Origin of the sequence: Candidatus Poriferisodalis sp. (assembly GCF_965219595.1) — a bacterium.
GTDB lineage: Bacteria > Actinomycetota > Acidimicrobiia > Acidimicrobiales > Poriferisodalaceae > Poriferisodalis.
In genome coordinates, this window is record NZ_OZ244781.1 from 3378448 (window position 1) to 3398140 (window position 19693).

18 protein-coding genes, 1 tRNA gene and 1 pseudogene are annotated in these 19693 nt (G+C 67.6%); 8 read left to right on the plus strand and 12 right to left on the minus strand.

Features of this window, described 5'->3' with window-relative positions; genetic code table 11:
- Positions 1–52 precede the first annotated feature (52 nt).
- On the plus strand, positions 53–574 hold the full coding sequence (locus ACOQPE_RS14985) for a hypothetical protein (RefSeq protein WP_420609685.1): 522 nt from the start codon (positions 53–55) through the stop codon (positions 572–574).
- Between the two features lie 6 nt (positions 575–580).
- Here the strand turns inward: ACOQPE_RS14985 and coaE are convergent, their stop codons facing one another.
- From coaE to ACOQPE_RS15010, 5 genes and pseudogenes are all read right to left on the minus strand, one after another.
- The gene (gene coaE / locus ACOQPE_RS14990; RefSeq protein ID WP_420611405.1) at positions 581–1222 is read right to left on the minus strand and encodes a dephospho-CoA kinase; all 642 of its coding nucleotides are present in this window, start codon (positions 1220–1222) and stop codon (positions 581–583) included.
- A gap of 33 nt (positions 1223–1255) precedes the next feature.
- Positions 1256–2594: pseudogene (gene rpsA, locus ACOQPE_RS14995) on the minus strand (30S ribosomal protein S1); the annotation flags it as partial.
- 323 nt (positions 2595–2917) lie between these two features.
- Entirely contained in the window at positions 2918–5653 is a 2736-nt protein-coding gene (polA, locus tag ACOQPE_RS15000; protein ID WP_420609686.1) for a DNA polymerase I, read from the minus strand.
- Between the two features lie 69 nt (positions 5654–5722).
- Positions 5723–6298: an ANTAR domain-containing response regulator gene (locus tag ACOQPE_RS15005; protein ID WP_323673653.1), complete on the minus strand. Its 576-nt coding sequence runs from the start codon at positions 6296–6298 to the stop codon at positions 5723–5725.
- A gap of 81 nt (positions 6299–6379) precedes the next feature.
- A tRNA-Leu gene (locus ACOQPE_RS15010) sits at positions 6380–6462 on the minus strand.
- A 194-nt stretch (positions 6463–6656) separates the two neighbouring features.
- On the opposite strand from ACOQPE_RS15010, the gene fabD reads away from it, so the two are divergent.
- From fabD to ACOQPE_RS15035, 5 genes are all read left to right on the plus strand, one after another.
- The gene (fabD, locus tag ACOQPE_RS15015; protein WP_420609687.1) at positions 6657–7841 is read left to right on the plus strand and encodes an ACP S-malonyltransferase; all 1185 of its coding nucleotides are present in this window, start codon (positions 6657–6659) and stop codon (positions 7839–7841) included.
- Positions 7814–8836: a beta-ketoacyl-ACP synthase III gene (locus tag ACOQPE_RS15020; RefSeq protein WP_420609688.1), complete on the plus strand. Its 1023-nt coding sequence runs from the start codon at positions 7814–7816 to the stop codon at positions 8834–8836. The genes fabD and ACOQPE_RS15020 overlap by 28 nt, the downstream gene beginning before the upstream one ends.
- A gap of 31 nt (positions 8837–8867) precedes the next feature.
- Entirely contained in the window at positions 8868–9614 is a 747-nt protein-coding gene (gene fabG, locus ACOQPE_RS15025) for a 3-oxoacyl-ACP reductase FabG (protein WP_420609689.1), read from the plus strand.
- A gap of 163 nt (positions 9615–9777) precedes the next feature.
- Positions 9778–10011: an acyl carrier protein gene (acpP, locus tag ACOQPE_RS15030; protein WP_419853812.1), complete on the plus strand. Its 234-nt coding sequence runs from the start codon at positions 9778–9780 to the stop codon at positions 10009–10011.
- A complete protein-coding gene (locus tag ACOQPE_RS15035) occupies positions 10008–11183 on the plus strand; it encodes a beta-ketoacyl-[acyl-carrier-protein] synthase family protein (RefSeq protein ID WP_420609690.1) in 1176 nt (391 codons plus the stop codon). Before acpP ends, ACOQPE_RS15035 begins: the two co-directional genes overlap by 4 nt.
- A 12-nt stretch (positions 11184–11195) precedes the next feature.
- Here the strand turns inward: ACOQPE_RS15035 and ACOQPE_RS15040 are convergent, their stop codons facing one another.
- Positions 11196–12362: a serine hydrolase domain-containing protein gene (locus tag ACOQPE_RS15040; RefSeq protein ID WP_420609691.1), complete on the minus strand. Its 1167-nt coding sequence runs from the start codon at positions 12360–12362 to the stop codon at positions 11196–11198.
- A gap of 355 nt (positions 12363–12717) precedes the next feature.
- Between ACOQPE_RS15040 and ACOQPE_RS15045 the strand changes: the two genes are divergently transcribed.
- Positions 12718–13812, plus strand: a complete 1095-nt coding sequence (locus ACOQPE_RS15045) for a CapA family protein (RefSeq protein WP_420609692.1) — start codon at positions 12718–12720, stop codon at positions 13810–13812.
- 5 nt (positions 13813–13817) lie between these two features.
- On the opposite strand, the gene ACOQPE_RS15050 is transcribed toward ACOQPE_RS15045, so the two are convergent.
- Positions 13818–16268: a CaiB/BaiF CoA transferase family protein gene (locus ACOQPE_RS15050; RefSeq protein ID WP_420609693.1), complete on the minus strand. Its 2451-nt coding sequence runs from the start codon at positions 16266–16268 to the stop codon at positions 13818–13820.
- A 157-nt stretch (positions 16269–16425) separates the two neighbouring features.
- Between ACOQPE_RS15050 and ACOQPE_RS15055 the strand changes: the two genes are divergently transcribed.
- A complete protein-coding gene (locus ACOQPE_RS15055) occupies positions 16426–16893 on the plus strand; it encodes a PPOX class F420-dependent oxidoreductase (protein ID WP_420609694.1) in 468 nt (155 codons plus the stop codon).
- Here the strand turns inward: ACOQPE_RS15055 and ACOQPE_RS15060 are convergent.
- Genes ACOQPE_RS15060 through ACOQPE_RS15080 form a run of 5 tightly spaced genes read right to left on the minus strand, consistent with a single transcriptional unit; the run spans position 16890 to position 19641 of the window.
- Complete coding sequence (locus ACOQPE_RS15060; protein ID WP_420609695.1) at positions 16890–17678, minus strand: enoyl-CoA hydratase/isomerase family protein; 789 nt, start codon at positions 17676–17678, stop codon at positions 16890–16892. The genes ACOQPE_RS15055 and ACOQPE_RS15060 overlap by 4 nt on opposite strands.
- Positions 17679–17727: 49 nt before the next feature.
- Complete coding sequence (locus ACOQPE_RS15065; protein ID WP_420609696.1) at positions 17728–18120, minus strand: MaoC family dehydratase; 393 nt, start codon at positions 18118–18120, stop codon at positions 17728–17730.
- Positions 18117–18566 carry an FAS1-like dehydratase domain-containing protein gene (locus ACOQPE_RS15070; protein ID WP_420609697.1) on the minus strand — a complete coding sequence of 150 codons (450 nt, stop codon included), beginning with the start codon at positions 18564–18566 and terminating at the stop codon, positions 18117–18119. The genes ACOQPE_RS15065 and ACOQPE_RS15070 overlap by 4 nt, the downstream gene beginning before the upstream one ends.
- 22 nt (positions 18567–18588) lie before the next feature.
- The gene (locus ACOQPE_RS15075) at positions 18589–18882 is read right to left on the minus strand and encodes a hypothetical protein (RefSeq protein ID WP_420609698.1); all 294 of its coding nucleotides are present in this window, start codon (positions 18880–18882) and stop codon (positions 18589–18591) included.
- Between the two features lie 6 nt (positions 18883–18888).
- A complete protein-coding gene (locus ACOQPE_RS15080) occupies positions 18889–19641 on the minus strand; it encodes a Phenylacetic acid catabolic protein (protein ID WP_420609699.1) in 753 nt (250 codons plus the stop codon).
- Positions 19642–19693 lie beyond the last annotated feature (52 nt).

The window sequence follows — 19693 nt, forward strand, 5'->3', positions numbered from 1 at the left end:
CGCTGACCGCCGACCTGCCGATACCCGACTCCCTCACGACCTGAGACCGCCCATGAGCCGCGACGAACCAGACGCATCTGAGTCCGACGACGACGCGCTCGACGACGCCATGGATGACCCTGACCTGCTCGGAGACGACCTCGAGCCGGTCCCCGACGACCTTGAGGCCGAGGAGCTGGGCGTGGCGGACCTTGACGACGACATCGACGATGTCGACGACTTGGATGCTGACGGTCTGGGCGATGGCGAGACAGCGTCGTCAGACGATGACAGCGGGCCGAGCCGCGAAGTGCCCGCCGGGGTACGTCCCACTGACGACGAAGACGACGACGATGACGACGAGGAGCTCGAGGCGGATCTCGGCGAGATCCTCAAGGAGCGGCTGGCGTCTGAAGACGAGGACGAGGACGACGAGGACGACGAGATCGGCATCGTCACAGGTTCCCGTTCAGCGTCCAAGCAGGAAGACGAGATCCTCTGCGAGGGCTGCTTCCTGCTGGTCAAGCCATCCCAATTCGACATGCGCGGACCCGAGCCGAGCTGTCCCCACTGCGGAACCCCGATCGCCTACTGACTGCGCCTACTGACTGCTCAGCCTCTCGGCCGGCAGGTGCGGGAGTGCGCTGGCCCAGTTGAAGGCTGCTTCGATTGCGGCTTCGAGTTCGTCGAGGCCGCCGGAATTGTCAATGACCCAGTCGGCAATGGCCAGTCGCTCGTCGCGCGACAGCTGAGCGGCGATGCGCGCACGTGCGTCATCGGCGGAAAATCCCCGCGAGGTCACGAGCCGCTCCACCGCTATGTCGGTCGGCGTGTCCACCACCAGGATCCCGCTGGTCGGGTAGCGCGGCTGCCGACCCTTGGCCAACCCTTCGCCGAGCAGCGGGATGTCGAGCACCACCAGACGATCCGTGCCATCGAGCTCGCCCAGCCGGCGGCGGATCTCCCGACCGACCGGAGGATGGGTGATTGCGTTCAGATCGGCGAGTGCGTCGGGATCGTTGAACACGATGGCCGCAACCGAGCCGCGGTCGAGCGTGCCGTCGGAAGCCACGATGTGACCCCCGAAGCGCTCCACCATCTCCGCCAAGACCGGACTGCCGGGTGCCTGCTGCTCGCGAACGATGGCATCGGCATCGATCAGCGCAGCACCGCGGCGGGCAAAGCCCGAGGCGACCGTGCTCTTGCCACTGCCGATGCCACCGGTGAGCCCGACGGTGATCATCGCGCTGCAGTCAACTGGTGAGGGCTCGACGGCAGCAGGTTCAAGCTCAGCGGGAGCTGATGGGCTAGCTGTCGCCTTCTGGGACGGCCGCAGCGGGCTCGCCGTCGGCGCCTTGGTTCTCGTAGTGCGCGAGGGCCTGGCGGTAGGCCTCCTCGCCGTGCTCCTCGTAGTACTCGCGCCATGCACGTTCGGCTTCTGACTCCTCGCCTTCGGCAGGCGTCTCGTAGCTGAACTCGCCGATGAAGTTGCCTTCCTCGTCGTAGGCGTGATCGCCGAACGCCTCGCGGTATTCCTCCGCGACCACCCCGCCTTCGGCTGCCTGCTTGATCGACAGGCTGATGCGCCGGCGCTGCAGGTCGAGATCGATGATCTTCACCCACAGCTCCTCGCCGGGTGTTACGACCTGCTCGGGCAGCTCGACGTGGTGGGCAGACATCTCCGAGATGTGCACCAAGCCCTCGATGCCGTCGCCGACCTGCACGAATGCACCGAACGGCACGAGTTTGGTGACCCGGCCGTAAACCAGCTCCTCGACCCGGTGGGAGTTCGCGAACGCTTCCCACGGATCCTGCTGCGTTGCCTTGAGCGAGAGCGAGATGCGCTCGCGCTCGCGGTCGATTTCGAGCACCTCCACCGTGACCTCGTCACCGATGCTGACCACCGAGCCGGGGTGATCGACGTGCTTCCAAGACAGCTCCGAGACGTGAATGAGACCGTCCATGCCGCCGAGGTCGACGAATGCGCCGAAGCTGACCACCGACGAGACCCGGCCGGTTCGCCGCTCGCCGCGCTGCAGATCCCGCAGAAAGCCTTCCCGCTCCTCCTTGAGGCTCTCTTCGAGCCAGGCTCGCCGGCTGAGCACCACGTTGTTGCGGTTCTTGTCGAGCTCGATGATCTTGGCTTCGAGTTCTTGGCCCACGTAGGGAGCCAGATCGCGGACGCGGCGGAGCTCCACCAGCGACGCCGGCAGGAAACCCCGCAGGCCGATGTCAACGATCAGCCCGCCTTTCACCACCTCGATGACGGGGCCCTTGACGACGCCATTGGACTCGCGGATCTCCTCGATGCGGCCCCAGGCGCGCTCGTACTGCGCCCGCTTCTTGGAAAGCACCAAGCGGCCGTCGGGATCTTCCTTCTGCAGGACCAGGGCCTCGATCTGATCGCCGACCTCCACGACCTCCGATGGGTCGATGTCGTGACGGATCGAGAGCTCGCGGGATGGGATGACGCCCTCGGACTTGAAGCCGATGTCCAGCAGCACTTCGTCGCGGTCGACCCGCACAATGGTGCCGGCCACGATGTCGCCGTCATCGAACTCGACGATGGTCTGCGCGATGGCGTCCTCGAACGACGTGTCGCCGAGGTCGTCCATGGTGACCGTCCGCGGCACGTAGTCGCCCGCATCGGTGAAGGTGCCGAAGTCGCCCGTAGAAGCACCGTTGCCGCTCTCGTCGCTTGCGCTCTCGCCGTCCGGCGCCTCGGGCGGTGTCGCCGCGGAGCCATCGGGTGGCGGGGACTCGGCGAGTGCTGGATCTTCGAGGTCTGGAGCGGGGGCAATTGCGTCGGTCACGGGGGAATGCTCGGGTCGGGAACACGGGCGCAGGCGGCTGAGCTTGCCGCGCATAGCGCACGGAAAGGCTACCGGCGTCGCCGTCCGTCGGACCCGGGGCGCTCAGGCGTGGCCTGTTCGGCGGGTCAGCCCTTGGCGTCTGCCCACGTGGCGCCTGCAGCGACATGGACTTCCAGCGGCACCGCCAAGTCAGCGGCATTGCGCATCACGTCGACCGTCAGATCGGTCACCTCAGCGGCCTCATCAGGCGGAACTTCCAGGATCACCTCATCGTGCACCTGCAGCACCAGCCGGCTGGTTGCGGACCGGGCCTGCAGCGCCTCGTCCAGCCGGATGAGCGCCACTTTGAAGATGTCTGCCGCGAGCCCCTGGATGGGGGCATTCATGGCCTGCCGCTCGGCGGCTTGGCGCACCCGGAAGTTGCGCGACGTCAACTCGGGGAGCGGGCGACGCCGGCCGAATGCCGTCTCGGTGTAGCCCCGCTCGCGGCTCTGCTCCACCACCCCGTCCATGAACGAGCGCACCTTGGGAAACGCTTCGAAGTAGGCGTCCAGGATCTCCGCCGCCTCGGCGGTGGGCACCCCGAGACGCTGGCCGAGGCCATATGCCTCCATCCCGTAGGCCAAGCCGTAGCTCACCATCTTCGCCACCGACCGCTGCTGCGGATCGACCTCGGCAGGGCTGATGCCGAACAGGGATGCGGCGGTTGCGCTGTGGATGTCGTGGCCCGCCTCGAAGGCACCCACGAGGCCCGGATCGCCGGACAGGTGGGCGATCACCCGCAGCTCGATCTGGTTGTAGTCGGCAATCAGCAGCTCGAAGCCGCCAGCCGGGACGAATGCGCGCCGGAACAGCCGGCCCTGCTCGGTCCGCACCGGGATGTTGTGCAGGTTCGGGTCCTCCGAGCTGAGCCTGCCGGTGCGCGCCACCGTCTGGTTGAACGTGGCGTGGATGCGGCCGTCGGGCTCGACGCATTCGAGCAGGCTGACGCCATAGGTGGAACGCAGCTTCTCCACTTCCCGGAACGCCAGCAGCCGGTCCACGATGGGATGCTCACCCCGCAGCGACTCCAGCGCCGCAGCGCTCGTGGAGTAGCCGGTCTTGGTCTTGCGCTGGGGTGTCAGCCCCAAATCCTCGAAGAGCACTTCGGCAAGCTGCTTGGGTGAGTTGACATTGAGATCGTCGCGGCCGGCCAGCCGCCGCACCTCGGATTCCAGCGCGGACACCTCGCCCGTGAGGTGGTCGCGCAACGATTCGAGCTCGCTGCGGTCGACACCGATGCCTGCCGTTTCCATGCGAGCCAGCACGCTGATGAGCGGACGCTCCACATCCCTGTACAGGTCGGACATGCCCAGGCTCTCGAGCTGCTGATCGAGCATCGGCGCCAGCATCGCCACCGCGAGGGCATCACGAGCGGCCACGATGCCCTCGGTGGGTCCATCGGCGTCGAGGTCGTCGAAGCCCAGCTGGCCCTCGGTGCTGCCTCCGGCGAGCTCCGTACCGCAATGCCGGGCGAGGAGCGCGCTCAGCTCGTCGCGGCCTTCCGACGGATGGATGAGATAGGCGGCGATCGAAGTGTCGACGGCCAGCCCGCCGAGCGCAGCGCCGGCGGCACCGTCGCCGGGCAGGCGGGCGAGTGCACGCATGAGCTCCTTCGCCTGGTGGACATGGACGCCCGGACCGTCAGCCCCCAGCAGACGGGCGCATGCTGCAGCGATCTCGGGCACATCGAGATCATCAGGACTGAGCGCGAGCACCATGCCCTGCGAGGGATCGTCAGCGACCGCCAGCACACCCAGGGTGCCGTCGGCCGCGATGGTGAACCCGAGCGCGACCGGTTCGTCCCGGCGCGACAGTTCACTCAGCAGCCCAGCAGCATCGGCGCCGCGGGCGCCCCCCTCAGCGTCGACCGGCAGCAGCTGCACGTCAGCGAGCTGGGCCGTCTCGGGGGCACTCGCGCTCGGCACCAGCAGGCCGTCCAGCGAGGTGCCCGCCAAGGCGTCGCGCAGACGAGCGTGCAGGGTGCCGAACTCCAGGAACTCGAACGTGCGCGTCACGAGGTCGGCGTCGAACCCGCTCCACTGCAGATCGGCGGGCGTGACGTCGGTGGGCGCGTCGGTCCGCAGGGTCATCAAGTCGACGTTGCGCCGTACGACCTCGCCGTTGGCCGCAAGGTTCTCGGCCAGCTTCGGGGTCTGCTCGGCGGCGGCTGCCAGCAGCGCCTCGACACTGCCGTATTTGTTGAGGAGCTTGGCGGCCGTCTTCTCCCCCACGCCAGGCACTCCCGGCAGGTTGTCGGACGGGTCGCCGCGGAGCGCTGCGTATTGCACGTACAGGTCCGGCGTGACGCCGGTGCGCTCGGCGATGCCCGCTTCGTCGTAGAGCGCGTAGTCGGTGACCCCCCGGCGGTTGTAGAGCACTTGGATCTTGGGGTCGTGCACGAGTTGGTATACGTCGCGGTCACCGCTGACAATCAAGACATCGTCGCCGCGCTGTTCCGCCTCCGACGCCAGCGTCGCCAGCAAGTCGTCGGCCTCGAAGCCGGCGCAGTCGATCGCCGGGATGCTCAGCGATTCGAGCACCTGGCGCACGAGGCCGAGCTGATCGATGAGCGTCGGCGGCGTCTCGTCGCGGTGAGCCTTGTATTCGGGTGCTGCGGTGTGGCGGAAGGTCGGCTCCCGACGATCGAAGCACACCGCGATCGCGTCGGGACGGTGGTCGCGCACCAGGTTGATGAGCATGGACGTGAATCCGAAGACGGCGCCGGTGGGCTGTCCTGAGCGGGTGGCCATGTCCTCGGGCACGGCGAAGAAGGCCCGGTACGTGAGCGAGTTCCCGTCGAGCAAGAGGAGCTTCGACATGGGAACTCTCCCAACGGGGCCGGGTGACGGTTGCGGAAGCCTGCCAACCGCAGGTGTTGAAGGGCGGGCTCAGGGGGTCAGCAGTCCATCGACGATCTGCTGGGCGATGTCCCGCATTCTCGCGCGGTTGGCCATCGCCGTACTCCGGATGAACTCGAAGGCATCCCGCTCGGAAAGCTGAAAATCGTCCATGAGCAGGCCCTTCGCGCGCTCCACCGCCTTACGCGTCTCCAGCTTCTCCTCGAGGCTCTCCACCGTGTCCTCGAGTTCTCGCATCTCGGTGAAACGCCCCCATGCCACCTCGATGGCCGAGACCAGTTCTTCCCGTTGGAACGGTTTCACCAGGTACGAGAGCACGCCGGCGTCGCGGGCTTCGGCGATGAGATGACGCTTGCTGAACGCTGTGAGGATCAGCACTGCGGATGTGCGGTCGCCGGCGACCTCTCGTGCCGCATCGAGGCCGTCGCGGCCGGGCATCTGGATGTCGAAGATGCACACCTCGGGTTGGTGCTGGCGTGCGAGCTCCACGGCTTCGTCGCCGCGGCCAGTTTCCGCCACCACGACGTAGCCCTCGTCCTCGAGCATCTCGCGCAGATCGAGGCGGATGATGGCCTCGTCCTCTGCGATCACGACTCGCTTCGACACGCACGCTCCCCTCGCGGGACAGGGTCGGTCAGCCTACCGGTCGGGTTGTCGCGCCTCTCAGAGATTCATGCAGGCGTCGAGTGCCCGGGGCGGGAGTTGAACCCGCACGCCCGTGAGGGCAGAGGATTTTGAGTCCCCCGTGTCTGCCGTTTCACCACCCGGGCCTTGGGGCGGCTCAGCGTACCCCCGGGCCCGAGCGTCCAGTGAGCGGAGCGAACGAGAGCGGAGCGAAGGGCCAGAAAGGTCGCTCTCGGCCCGGGAAGCCACCTACCCTTTCCCCCAATCCGATTGTGCGTTCACTGCGCCGCGGCTCGGGCACCGACCCGGTCTTCCGCCCAGGCGCTGCGTAGGAGGCCGAGTGCTCGCATTCACATTCCCGGGCCAGGGCTCGCAGCAGCAAGGCATGGGCGAGCCGTGGACGGCGCACGAGTCGTGGGAGCTGGTCACCGAGGCGTCCGACGCCTGCGGGCGCGATGTCGCTGCGCTGCTGCTGGAAGCCGACGCCGACGAGCTGCGCCATACGCGCAATTCGCAGCTGTCGACGTTCGTGCTGTCGATGGTGGTGCTCGATGCGGTCGAGCGCACTGGCGCGACGTTCTCGTGTGCCGCCGGGCACTCGCTAGGCGAATACAGCGCTTTGACCGCAACCGGGGCCCTGGCGTACGACGACGCGGTGCGGCTGGTTGCCGAGCGAGGCGAGGCCATGCAGGTTGCTGCCGACGAGCAGGAAGGGACCATGGCGGCCGTGCTGGGTCTCGACGACAACCTCGTGGCAGAGGCGTGCGACGCCACGCCTGGCGACGTCTGGGTCGCCAACTACAACGCGCCGGGCCAAGTCGTCATTGCGGGCGCACCGGACGCCGTCGCCGTCGCCGGCGACGAAGCGAAGGCGGCGGGCGCGAAACGGCTCATGGGCTTGCCCGTGGGCGGCGCATTCCACACGCCGTTCATGCAGCCTGCCAGGGATCGGCTGCGCAAGGCGCTGGCCGAGGTCGAGATCCGGGCCCCGAGCGTTCCGGTGGTTGCCAATGTCGATGCCCAGCCACGTGCTGACGCTGACGAGTGGCGCACGCTGCTGGCACAGCAGCTCACCAGCCCGGTGCTGTGGCGCGCGAGCCTCCATGCGCTGGCCGACGCCGGCGTCACCACCTTCGTGGAACTCGGCCCGGGCAAGGTGCTGACCGGCATGACCAAGCGGACGCATCGAGGTGCGACATCGATGTCGGTCGGAACGCCCGCCGAGATCGACACGCTGATGGAAACGCTCGCCACCGATGCGCCCTCAGCGCCGACCGTGCTGGGCGGCGAGAACCTGTACGTCACCGAACGCCTCATCGTGAGCCCGTGCGCCGGCATCTTCACGCTCAGCGCCGATGTCGGCGACGGCCAGCAAGTCAAGGTGGGCGATGTCATCGGCCATGTGGCCGGGGAAGAAGTGCGCTCTGCGTTCGCGGGTACTGTCATGGGGATCATGGCCGTAGAAGGCGAACGGGTCACCGCACGGCAGCCCGTTGCGTGGCTGCGGACGCCAGCCGGCAGCTAAGCGGCCGGCACCTGAAGGGGAGGCCACAGATGACGCTCAGCGTGGGAAACGCATCCAGCGCGCGCATTGTCGGCATCGGGACCGCGCTCGGCGAGCGCGTCCTCACCAACGAAGATCTTGCCGAGATGGTCGACACCTCCGATGAGTGGATCATCGAGCGCACCGGCATCAAGCAGCGGAACATCGGCGGCACCACCGCCGGCCTGGCCGCACGTGCCGGAACCGCTGCCATGGAGGTCGCCGGCGTCGATCCGTCGAGTATCGACATGCTCATTCTGGCCACCACCACGCCGGATCGTTGCGTTCCGGCCTCGTCGTCGCGGGTGCAAGAGGCACTCGGCCTCGACTGCGGCGCCATGGACGTCAACGCCGCCTGCTCCGGATTCGTCTACTCGCTGGTGGCCGGCCACGGCATGATCGCGATGGGTCACGAGCGGGTGCTGGTCATCGGTGCCGAAGTGCTCTCCCGGATCACCGACTGGACCGATCGGGCCACCTGCATCCTGTTCGCCGACGGCTCGGGCGCCGCCGTACTCGAGCGCAGCGAGCAGGGCTCAGACCTGCTCGGCTGGCACGTCTCAAGCGACGGTTCCATGGAGGAGCAGCTGTACTGCGAGCACGACGGCTACATCCAGATGGCCGGCCAAGCGGTGTTCAAGAAAGCCGTGCTGGTGATGGAGGAGTCGGCGCGCCAATCGATGAAGCAGGCGGGACTGACGGCCGACGACATCGACGTGGTGGTGCCCCATCAGGCCAACGTCCGCATCGTCGAGACTGCCTGCAAGCGGCTGCGCATCCCCTACGAGAAGGCCGCGATGGTGATCGAGCGCACCGGCAACACTTCGTCGGCCTCGATTCCCCTCGCGCTCGACGACGCCGTGCGCAGCGGCCGGATCAACGAGGGCGACAACGTGCTGCTCGTCGGCTTCGGCGCCGGCATGACATCGGCGTCGGCACTGCTGCGCTGGTCGGGTGCCCCCGCCCGCGCTAGCTGATCGCCGCCGAGCGCCACGTACACGGCTCACGATGAATCAGCCCACGAGCCTGCCTCGAGTGCGCCCCGCAACAGCACGCACCGTCCTCGTCACCGGCGGCAGCCGCGGCATCGGTCTGGCCACGGCCCAGTTGTTTGCCGATGCAGGCCACCGCGTGGCGGTAACCAGCCGCACCGAGGCCCCAGACGACGACCGCCTGCTGTGGGTGGCGTGCGACCAAGCCGACAGCGATGCGGTCGATGCCGCCTACGAGTCGATCGAGGCTGAGATCGGTCCGGTGGAGATCCTGGTCGCGAATGCCGGGATCACCCGTGACCAGCTCGTGCTGCGCATGGCCGACGACGACTTCGCGGCTGTCGTCGACACCAATCTGACCGGCGCCTACCGGATGGCCAAACGGGCGGCGCGACCGATGCTGCGCGCACGCTGGGGGCGGCTGATCTTCGTTTCCTCGGTGGTCGGGCTGCTGGGCTCGGCCGGACAGGTCAACTACGCGGCGTCCAAGGCCGGCCTCGTAGGCATGGCCCGATCACTGGCCCGAGAACTCGGTTCGCGCGGCATCACCGCGAATGTCGTCGCGCCCGGGCCGGTAGCCACCGAGATGTTCGGCGCATTGAACGACGAGCAGCAGGCCGCCATCACCGACGCTGTGCCCCTGGGACGGGTGGCAGAACCGTCCGAGATAGCCGCTGCGGTAGCGTTTCTCGCGTCCGACGAGGGCGCGTACATCACAGGCGCCGTGATCCCTGTCGACGGCGGGCTGGGAATGGGCCATTGAGCGACACTCCAGCCACAGCTTGGGCCTGCGCTTCCCGCTCTTGTTCGCTTCGCTCACGGGCCGCTCGGGCCACGGCTTCGCCATTCGGCTCAGCCTCTACACTGCGCATTCGCACGGCCGTCGGGGGCTCGTGCGGAGACCGCCCACACATGAGGGGATCAGCATGAGTGACACGTTGGATCGATTCCGTGACTGCGCCGTCGAGGTGCTGGCCGTGGATCCCGAGCAAGTCACACCTGAGGCCAGCTTCGCCGACGACCTCGACGCCGACAGCCTGGACTTGGTCGAGCTGGTGATGGCCTTGGAAGAGGAGTTCGACATCAGCGTGGACGAGGAAGAACTGGAAGACGTCACCACCGTCGCCCACGCGATCCAGCTGGTCGAATCGAAACTGTGAGCGCCGGCCGTCGGGTAGCTGTCGTCGGCCTCGGCGTCGTCTCCTGCGCCGGGACCGGCGTTGACGATTTCTGGCAGGGGCTGAACTCCGCGCCGCCAGAAGGTGAGCGCCGCGTCAACGACTTCGATCCGTCGCCGTACTACGACAATCCCAAGGAGGCTCGACGGGCAGATCGCTCGACCCAGCTCGGCATGGCATCGGCGGCACAGGCCATCGCCGACGCCGGGGAACTGGCGACCGACCCGGATCGCTGCGGCGTGATCTACGGCACCGGTGTCGGCGGCCTGCAGACGTTCGAAGACCAGGTACTCGTGCTGGATCGCAAGGGCGCGCGCCGGGTATCGCCATTCATGGTCCCGATGATGATGCCGAACGCCCCTGGTGCCGCCATCTCCATGAGGTACGGCCTCGCTGGGCCCTGCGAGGTGCTCACGACTGCATGTGCGGCAGGGACGCACTCGATCGGGTACGCGGCGCGGCTCATCCGCCTCGGCGTCGCCGATGTGATCGTGGCCGGCGGCTGCGAGTCGGTGATGACGCCGGTGGGCACTGCCGGATTCGTCAACATGACCGCCCTGTCGAACAGCGGCATCTCGATGCCGTTCGACAAGAACCGCGACGGCTTCATGATGACCGAGGGCGCCGCCACCTTGGTGCTCGAGGAATGGGACTCGGCTGTCGCGCGGGGTGCCACGATCTGGGGCGAGGTGCTCGGCACCGCCTCGAATGCCGATGCCCACCACATCACCGCACCGGCGCCCGGCGGCGCAGGCGCGCTGCGCTGCATGCAGCTCGCCATCGATGACGCTGGCCTCACGCCCGACGACATCGTCCACGTGAACGCGCACGGCACATCGACCCCGCTGAACGACGCAGCTGAAGCAGAAGCGCTCAACAAGCTGTTCGGGCCCAACGGTCCGCTCGTGACCTCGACCAAGGGTGTGACGGGCCATGCGCTTGGCGCAGCAGGCGCCCTGGAGGCCATCGCCGTGCTGCTGGCGATGCACCACCGCAAGATCCCGGCGACGGCCGGCTGGACGACACCCGATCCTGAACTCGCGGAGTTCCGCTTGGTGACCGGTCAGGCGGCCGATTGGGAGCCAGGCCCCTCGATCAGCAACTCATTCGGCTTCGGCGGCCATAACGGCTGCGTAGTGCTCGGCCCCGCCTGAGCGGGCACGCGATTAGAGGCTGTCGTACGTGGCAGTCTCGATGGCTTCGTACAGGGCGTACGAGCGCGGGTCTGCGAACGGCACCTGCTGGCTGATGTAACAGCCGGCCACCTGATTCTGCAGGTCGATCCAGAAGTACGAGTTGGCCAGCCCCGCCCACATCAGGCCCCCAGCAGGGCGGCCCGTCGGCGCTGGCTCCTCGTTGATCTGGAACGTCAGGCCCCACGACTTCTCGACACCGGGGAAGAACTCGGCGTCGAACGAGTACGGCGGGATGGCCGTCGGGAGCATGGTGACACGCAGGTCGCCCATCGCGTTGCTGACCATCTGCGCATGCGTGCTCGGCGCCACCACCTGGTTCCCGTCGAGGCTGCCGCCGTTCAGCATCATGGCCAGGAAGCGGCAGTAGTCGTCGACGGTGGAATACAGACCGCCGCCGCCCATCTCGAACTCGGGCTCCTGCGGGATCTCGAACGGCATCTCCACCAGCGAGCCGTCCTCCATCCGCGCTTGCATCGCCGAGATGCGGGAGCGCATGTCGTCGCTGATCTTGAATGCAGTGTCGGTCATGCCCAGCGGCTCGAAGATGTTGTCGGCCATGTACTCGCCGAGCGACATCCCCGAGGCGGCCTCCACCATCTGACCCGCGTAGTCGATGCCGGTGCCGTAGAACCAGCGGTCGCCCGGGTCGAATAGCAGCGGGATGGTCAGCGTCTGCTTCTGGCACTCGATCACGCCCGGCGTGCCGGTGGCCTCTTCGTACTGGCCGAGCTCGGGGCTCCAGATGTCGTACCCCATGCCGGCGGTATGGGTCAGCAGGTGACGCAGCGTGATGTCGCCGTTGCGGGCACGGGTGACCGGGTTGCCGTCGTCGTCGAAGCCGGTCAGCACGTCGAGTTCGCCCAGCAGCGGCAGTACCTCTGCGCCCGGGCTGTCGAGCGAGAGCTTGCCCTGCTCCACGAGCTGCATCGCCGCCGTGCCGGTGATGGCCTTGGTCATCGAGGCGATCCAGCACACGGTGTCATTCGACATCGGAACGTCGCTGTCGGCACCGCGGGTGCCAGCCGCTGCCGAGCAGATCTCGCCGTCGGCACTGATGACCTTGGCCACGGCGCCCACCACGGCGCCGTCGGCAACGCCCCCGTCGAGAATCCCTTGAACTGTGTCTCCGAGCGACATGTGCGACCTCCCGATCAGCCGGATGCAGCGCCGGAACGGGCTTGTTGCAGCGCTGCGAGCGCGACGCTAGTTGGCTACCGAACGGTGCAGAACGCCTGCCATACGCTTCCACGCCATGGCGTTGCGCCGAGCTGGTTCACTCATTGCGACACTTGCCTTTCTGGCGGTGGCGTGCAGCACCAGCCCCGTGCGAGTCGTGCCTCCCCCTCCCAAATCAACCGAGGCTCCGGCGATCGCTCAGCCGGCAACCACCGAAGCCGGGTCCGGTGGTGCATTGGGCGAAGTCACACTGTCGACCGCCTCCGCCACGTCAGCCGCATCAACGGCTGCTGCAGCAACCTCGACGACTGCCGTCATGCCCACAACGACACAACCGGATCAGGCGTGGACGCTGCTGGCGGGTGGCGACGTGCTGATGGATCGCAGCGAAGCAGCCGGCGTCGACCCGTTCGCCGGCATTGAGCCGCCTCTGGGAACAGCAGACATTGCGGTCGTGAACGTGGAGATGGTTATCAGCGAGCGTGGTGAGCCCGCCGACAAGAAGTACGTGTTCCGGGCGCCGCCGTCAGCCGCCGAGCGGATCGCGACGGCCGGGGTGGATGTCGCCAACCTCGCGAACAACCACGCCATGGACTACGGCCCCGACGCACTGGTCGACACGGTTGACGTCCTCGAGGCCAACGGCGTGATAGCGCTCGGCGCGGGCGCGACCAGCAGCGATGCGTACGGGCATCGGGTGATCGAGGTGCGCCCCGGTGTGCGCGTTGCGTTCGTGGGCGCCTCGATGGTGGTGCCGCTCGGGTTTCCGGCTACCCAGACCCGTCCGGGCATTGCGTCGGCGTACCAGCGCGACCGCGTGCTCGCCAACGTACGGGTGGCTGCGAGCGAGGCCGACGTGGTGATCGCCGTGCTCCATTGGGGCATCGAGCGCATGACCTGCCCAGAGGGTCGCCAGCGCGACTTCGCCTTCGAGCTGCTGCACAACGGTGCCGACGCCGTCATCGGCCACCACCCCCACGTGCTGCAGCCAGTCGTGTTCGACGACGGCAAGCTCGTGGCCTACTCGCTCGGCAACTTCGTGTGGCACTACCGGTCGGGCATCACCGGGGACACCGGCGTGCTGCAGATCGACTTCGACGGTGCCGAGATCGTGGGCTGGTCGTTCCACCCGCACCTGCTCGACATCAACGGAGCGCCCGTGCCTGCCGTTGAAGGCGCTCGGGTCGATCGGATCAACGACATCGTGTCGGGCGACTGCGCCCGACACCAGCCGCCCCCGACCACTGCGGCGCCGGAACCTGAGGCAGACCCGAAGGACGAAAGTGAGTCAGAGACAGACGCCGACGGCGATTCAGGATCTGACTCCGAGGCCGAGTCCGAAGCTGACAGCGAGGAAAACGTCGAGACGGAGGCCGAAACTGGGGCCGAGGATGAAGCGAGCGAGGGCTGAGCCGCCTAGGCGAGCACTTCGGCGGCGGCGAGATCGGCGACCCGGTCGGCGTCGTAGCCCAAGTACTCGGTGAGCACCTCGAAGTTGTCCTCGCCGAGGCACGGCCCGCCTCGCCAGACCACCGGCGGCGTTCGGGACATGCGCGTCCGGCAGTGCTGCGTCCACATGGTGCCGCGATGACTCTGGGGCACGTTGATGTGGTGTTCGCGGGCGTTCAGCTGCGCGTCGTCACAGCAGCCCTGTGCATTGTTGACCGGGTAGGCGTCGATGCCGCTGGACTGCAACGACTCCGCGGCCTCCACATTGGTGCGCTCCGATGTCCACGCCGAGATGGCCTCATCGATCTCGGCTGCATGTTCCCGCCGGACGGCCTGATCCCAACCGGCTGCGCCGTCGCCGGCAAGGCCGATCGTCCCAGCAAGCGCAGTCCACCGGTCGTCGGTGCAGGCGATCGCCACCCACTGATCCTCGCCAGTGCTCGGATAGACGCCGTGAGGGCTCATGTGCGGATCCTCGTTGCCGCACCGCTGCTGGTCCCGGCCGTTGATCGAAGCGTCGAGAATGGCCGGCGCCAGGTAGTGCAGCGCCGCCTCGGTCTGGGAGATATCGATGTAGCAGCCGGTGCCGGTGCGGTCGCGTCGTTCGAGTGCCGCCATCAGCGACGCCACGATCACCCGCGGCGCCAGGAAGTCGGTGTAGGGGCCGTACGGGCCCGCGGGACCGCGGTCGGGCCAGCCGGTGATCTCGTAGAAGCCGGCGATCGCCGCCGCCATGAACCCGTAACCGGCCAGGCTCGAGTACGGCCCGCTCTGGCCGAGCAGCGAGCTGGACAGCATGATGATCCGCGGGTTGATGGCCGAGAAGTCGTCGTAGCCGAAGCCCATGCGCGCCGCCGCTCCCGGCGCCCACGATTCGGTGGTGATGTCGGCCCAGCGGATCAGGTCCTCCACCACCTGGCGCGACTCGGGCTTGCTCAGATCGAGGCTGAGGCTGCGCTTGCCCGCGTTGTACACGCCGTAGCCGACGCTGTTGTCAGGATGGGCTTCCTCGTCGACGAACGGGTTGACCGTGCGCATCGTGTCGGGCCGGCTCTCGGTCTCGACTTTGACGACCGTGGCGCCGTAGTCGGCCAGGATCCGCACTGCCGACGGCGTGGCGATCACCCACGAGAACTCCACCACCTTCAGGCCGGCCAGCGGCAGCTCGCTGCCGTCGGAGGCAGGGCCGTCAGCGGCAACCGCCGTCGTCGCATGGGGTTGCCGGTTGGTGTCGACGGTGTCGTTGCCGGCACCGAGCCGGGGAACGACGGGCGCGCGCTCAGGAGCGTCGTCGCTGAAGTGCACGAGCGGGCCGCAATAGCGAGCTGTGCGACCGTCATCGAATTCGATGTCGCGCCAGAACTCGCGATCGGCGAAGTGTGGGTTGGACAGCAGATCGCTGACCAGCGCCGATGGTGTGATCAAGATGTTCCGGTCGAACGCGGCCGCCCACAACTCCTCGGTGGTCTTGGTGGCCAGGAAGCGGGTGTGGGTAGCGAACGACTTGCCGATGATCTCGGGCGAGCGCTGGCCGCTCAGGACCTCGGTGGCGACAGTTTCCCAGTCGACCGCCTGGAGCTCTTCGTCGGCGAAGCCCTCCTCGGCCTCCCACTCCACGAGCCGCTGCGTGAACGGCGCGAATGCGGCACCCATGAGCGCGACGCAGATGGTGTTGCCATCGGCGCAGGGGAACATCATCGGGATGTCGATGCCGCCGAGGCTGAGCCCACCTGCGAGGCGTTCCACGGCGTTGGCGTTGACCCTCGGCGACAGGTTCTGCGGCTGACCGTGCGTCATCGACTCCATGGCAGAAATGTCGATGTGCTGGCCTCGGCCGCTGCGCTGCGCCTCACGCAGCGCGACGAGCGTCGCTGCAGCGGCGTCGCCGGCAGCCTGCAGGAAGCTCTGTGGCACACCTGAGACCCGCACGGGAGCGCGGTCCTTGTCGCCGCTGGCATGCAGGAAGCCGCTGCCGGCCACTGCTGTCAGGTCGGAGCCTGCCCAGGTGCTGCGGGGCCCGGTCGAGCCGAACGGCGTCACCGATGCGTGGACGATGGCGGGATTGACGGACGCGAGCTCGTCGTAGGCGAGGCCCAGCGACGCCATGTGGCCTACCGACGCGTCCTCGATGAGCGCATCCGCGCCTCTCACCAACTCCAGCAGCCGCTGACGGCCGTCGGCGGTGGTCAGGTCCGCCGTGACGCTCTGCTTGCCCTGGTTGTAGGCCCAGTGGGCCAGTGAGCGCTCCGGATCCGGCTCGTCGTCGACAAACGGGCCCGCATGGCGGCTCTGGACCCCACCGGGAGGCTCGACGGCGATCACCTCCGCGCCCAGGCTGGCGAGCAAGTAGCCCGCGAACTGGCTGATGCCCTCGCAGAGATCCAAAACCCGGTAGTGCTGCAACATCTTGAGTGTCACCCCTTATCTGCGCCGGCTCGACGCACGGCGTGGGGCTGATTCTTCCCTGTACGCGCCGGTCATGTGAACCAACGGGCTGGGAGCTGCTTCCGCAGTGCCGAACGGCAGAAGATCGGCGAGACTGCCCGAGCTGTTGGGCCGAGCCAGGGAGTACCAGATGGTGTCGATAGCGACTGACCGGATCGTGGAACGCGACGAGCTGCAGGAGTTCGTGCGGGAAAGGCATCACGGTGTGCTGCTGACGCTCCGGCGGGACGGTCGACCGCAGGCATCCCTGATCACCATGGGTCTCGACGAGGCCGGCGATGCGGTGCTCGTCAGCAGCTACCCCGACCGGGCCAAGTCGCTCAACCTCCGGCGCAACCCCCAAGCGTGGGTCGTCGTGATGTCCGATGCGTGGAACGGCGAGTGGGTGCAGCTCGAGTGCCGCGGCGAGGTCGAGGACCTGCCCGAGGCCATGGACGGCCTCGTGGAGTACTTCCGGGTGATCAGCGGCGAGCACTCCGACTGGGACGAGTACCGCGAAGCCATGAACCGCCAAGACAAGGTGCTGCTGCGCCTGCACATCGAGAGCTGGGGGCCGATTTCCAAGGGAGGCTTCCCCGCCCGCCTCGCCGGCGACTAGCGGCCTTGCCAGTCGGGAGCGCGGCGTTCGAGGAAGGCGCTCGCGCCCTCGGCATGGTCGGCGGTGGTCTTGAGCACGCTCTGGCCGAGACGCTCGAGGCGCCGACCGGTCTCGTGATCCACGTCGGTGCAAGTGTTGAGGACGGTCTTGGCCATGCCCAGCGCAAGCGGCGCGAAGGCCGACATCTCGGCCGCGAGCTCCATGGCCACGTCCACTGCGCCGCCCTCGGGGGCCACTTCGGTGGCGAGGCCCATTGCCTTGGCGTCGTCGGCTCCCACGTTGCGCGACAGCATCACCAACTCCTTGGCACGGCCCAGCCCCACGTAGTGCGCCAGCCGCGAGCAGCCGCCTGAACCGGGGATGAGCCCCACCTTGGCCTCGGGCATCACGAAGCGGGCGTTCTCAGCAATCACCCGGAAGTCGCACGACAGCGCCAGCTCGAAGCCGCCGCCCGCTGCCACCCCGTTCACCGCGGCAATGACGGGCACTTCCAGCGCCTCGATCAGATCGAACACCGAGTGGATGCCGCGGGCCACTGCACGGAATCCCCGGGTCCCCATCTCGGTCAGATCGCCCATCTCGGAGACGTCTTCGCCTGCAGAGAACGCCCGACCCGCACCGGTGATGATGAGCGCCCTGATGCCGGTGGCCATTGCCGTGTCCTCGACGGCGTCGCGCATCTCGGCCCGCATGGCGGCGTTCCAAGCGTTGAACTTCTGCGGCCGGTTCAGCGTCAGGACGCGGACACCGTCGCGGTCTTCGCTCAGCAGGTGCTCATAGCTCATGGGTTCTCCCTCGTCGTCAGGATTGCTCGGGCGGTGTTGCCCGTGCTGTTCACTCGTCGGGGTCGCCGCGCATCACCACGATGCCTGTGGCGACCACGTCGCCCCGTTGGTTGCGCAGCTCCACGCCCCGATCCAGCTCGCCGTAACTGACTGGCGACACCGTCACCTCGTCGCCGGGAAAGATCGGCCCCCGCAGGCGGACGTCGAGGTTCAGGATCGCGTCGGCGCCGAACCGTGCGATGAGCGCATCCAGTGCGAGAGCGGTCGTGTGCGAAGCCTGCACCACCACATCGGGCAGCCCCGCTGTGGCCGCGAACTCTGGGTCGGTGTGCACCGGGTTGGGGTCGCTCACGCCGTCGACGAAGCTGCGCATGGCTTCCCTCGTGATGGCAGGCGCGGTCGCCGGCGACAGGTCCAGCTCGCTCATGCGCTGCTCACTCATGATGCTGACTCCCCCGCCGCGCTGCCGTCATCTGCGGCGGCATCCTGCGACAGCTCGCCAGCCGGCTTGCGCTCCACGAACACCGTCCGCTGCCGCTGGATCAGCTCGCCGTCGGTGTCCCGGTATTCCGACAGCACCGTGGCCAGATGCAGCGTCCCCTTGTCGATAATGTCCTCCACCGACACCACCACCGACACCCGTTCGCCCGGGCGGAACGAACGGTGCCATTCGAACGACTGGCCGCCGGCGAGACCCCGTTCGAGGCTGAGATCGATGGGCCCGACCACCGAGTCGCCGCCGCCCACCGTCGGCCCGAAGAACGGCAGCCGCAGCGCCACCTCAGAGGCGTGAGGCGTGCCGAGCGCATCGACGAGCAGCGCCACCGATTCAGGTTCCACCACCACCTCGGTCTCCACCAGCACTTGGCCCAGTGTCTCCAAGTTCACCCGTGCTCGCCCCTGTTCATGCTCAGTTCGAGCTCAGCAGCTGCCAGACCGCCACGAGCAGGTCCTCGTCGTCGCCGGCCGTGGGCGGATCAGATGCCGGCCGCATGTCCCAGCCGTAGGGCTTGTTGATCACATGAATACGCGGCTCCGGCGTCGACTTGTCGCCCCGGTCGAACGCACCCACCACGAGCGTGTGCTCGCCCTCGGCCACCCAGAAACACTCCCAGTGCGCCGACGACGACGTCTCGATGAATGCCACCTCAGGCGCCGGCCGCGTCACCTTGACTGCTAGCCCGCCCGCAGCTGCGGGGTCCATAGCCGGCTACAAGAACCGGCGGTTGAGCCGGTTCGGCGGCACCTCGATCCCCAGATCGATGAGCAAGGGCCTCGTGTCGGCGATGTACTGCCTGCGGAGATCAGCGTTGTTCTTCTTGCGCAGGCCCCACCGCACGTACGCGTCGCCGAAGTCGGAGTCTGACCGACCGAACATGTCCAGCGCCGCGGGCCACCAGAAGTGGATCTTCTCGTTGGCCTCGGCGAGGCCCTCGGGCGTCTTGCAGATGAGCCGCAGGTTGCGCAGGCCGAGCGTGCAGTGGAACAGCTCTTCCTTGTGCACCCGCGTGGCGATGTCGAGCAGGGGCTGGTAGGGCACACCGTCCCAGGTCTCGCCGATGTACACGCCCACCCGGTCGATGAGCACATGGAAGTACGACAGGTCGCAGAACGTCTCCATCGGGTGCCGGAATGCGTACTGCTCGATGGGACGGTCGACGTGGCCGACACCGAGGCCGGCCAGGATCTGGGCATTGATGATCCCGTGCTCCACTTCCTGCTGCATCAGCTTGACCAGCAGGCCCTTGGTGGCTTCGTCGGGCGCGAACCGCAGGCAGCGGTCCCACAGCTTGGTGAGCAGGTCGGTGTAGTGGGGGTTGGCGCTGTTCTCGACGTGGTAGCTGAGCATCCGCACGAGCAGCTCGTGGAACTCAGCGGGAATGTCGGCGTCGCCCTCTTTCCAGATGCGCTGCGGCTCGCCATCTCGGGAGAGCTCAGGGCGTTCCAGCGTAGACGTGCTCATCTCATCCTCACATCGCCACAGTCCCGGCGGCACTTCGCCGGCTGCATCCGAG

Excerpts from the sequence above, each read along its gene's own strand:
- ACOQPE_RS15075 (WP_420609698.1), bottom strand. The coding sequence starts at position 18,882 with ATGGACCCCGCAGCTGCGGGCGGGCTAGCAGTCAAGGTGACGCGGCCG.
- ACOQPE_RS15060 (WP_420609695.1), bottom strand. The coding sequence starts at position 17,678 with ATGAGCTATGAGCACCTGCTGAGCGAAGACCGCGACGGTGTCCGCGTC.
- coaE (WP_420611405.1), bottom strand. The coding sequence starts at position 1,222 with ATGATCACCGTCGGGCTCACCGGTGGCATCGGCAGTGGCAAGAGCACG.
- ACOQPE_RS15055 (WP_420609694.1), top strand. The coding sequence starts at position 16,426 with ATGGTGTCGATAGCGACTGACCGGATCGTGGAACGCGACGAGCTGCAG.
- ACOQPE_RS15065 (WP_420609696.1), bottom strand. The coding sequence starts at position 18,120 with ATGAGTGAGCAGCGCATGAGCGAGCTGGACCTGTCGCCGGCGACCGCG.
- ACOQPE_RS15045 (WP_420609692.1), top strand. The coding sequence starts at position 12,718 with ATGCCCACAACGACACAACCGGATCAGGCGTGGACGCTGCTGGCGGGT.
- fabG (WP_420609689.1), top strand. The coding sequence starts at position 8,868 with ATGAATCAGCCCACGAGCCTGCCTCGAGTGCGCCCCGCAACAGCACGC.
- polA (WP_420609686.1), bottom strand. The coding sequence starts at position 5,653 with ATGTCGAAGCTCCTCTTGCTCGACGGGAACTCGCTCACGTACCGGGCC.
- acpP (WP_419853812.1), top strand. The coding sequence starts at position 9,778 with ATGAGTGACACGTTGGATCGATTCCGTGACTGCGCCGTCGAGGTGCTG.
- ACOQPE_RS15040 (WP_420609691.1), bottom strand. The coding sequence starts at position 12,362 with ATGTCGCTCGGAGACACAGTTCAAGGGATTCTCGACGGGGGCGTTGCC.
- ACOQPE_RS14985 (WP_420609685.1), top strand. The coding sequence starts at position 53 with ATGAGCCGCGACGAACCAGACGCATCTGAGTCCGACGACGACGCGCTC.
- ACOQPE_RS15080 (WP_420609699.1), bottom strand. The coding sequence starts at position 19,641 with ATGAGCACGTCTACGCTGGAACGCCCTGAGCTCTCCCGAGATGGCGAG.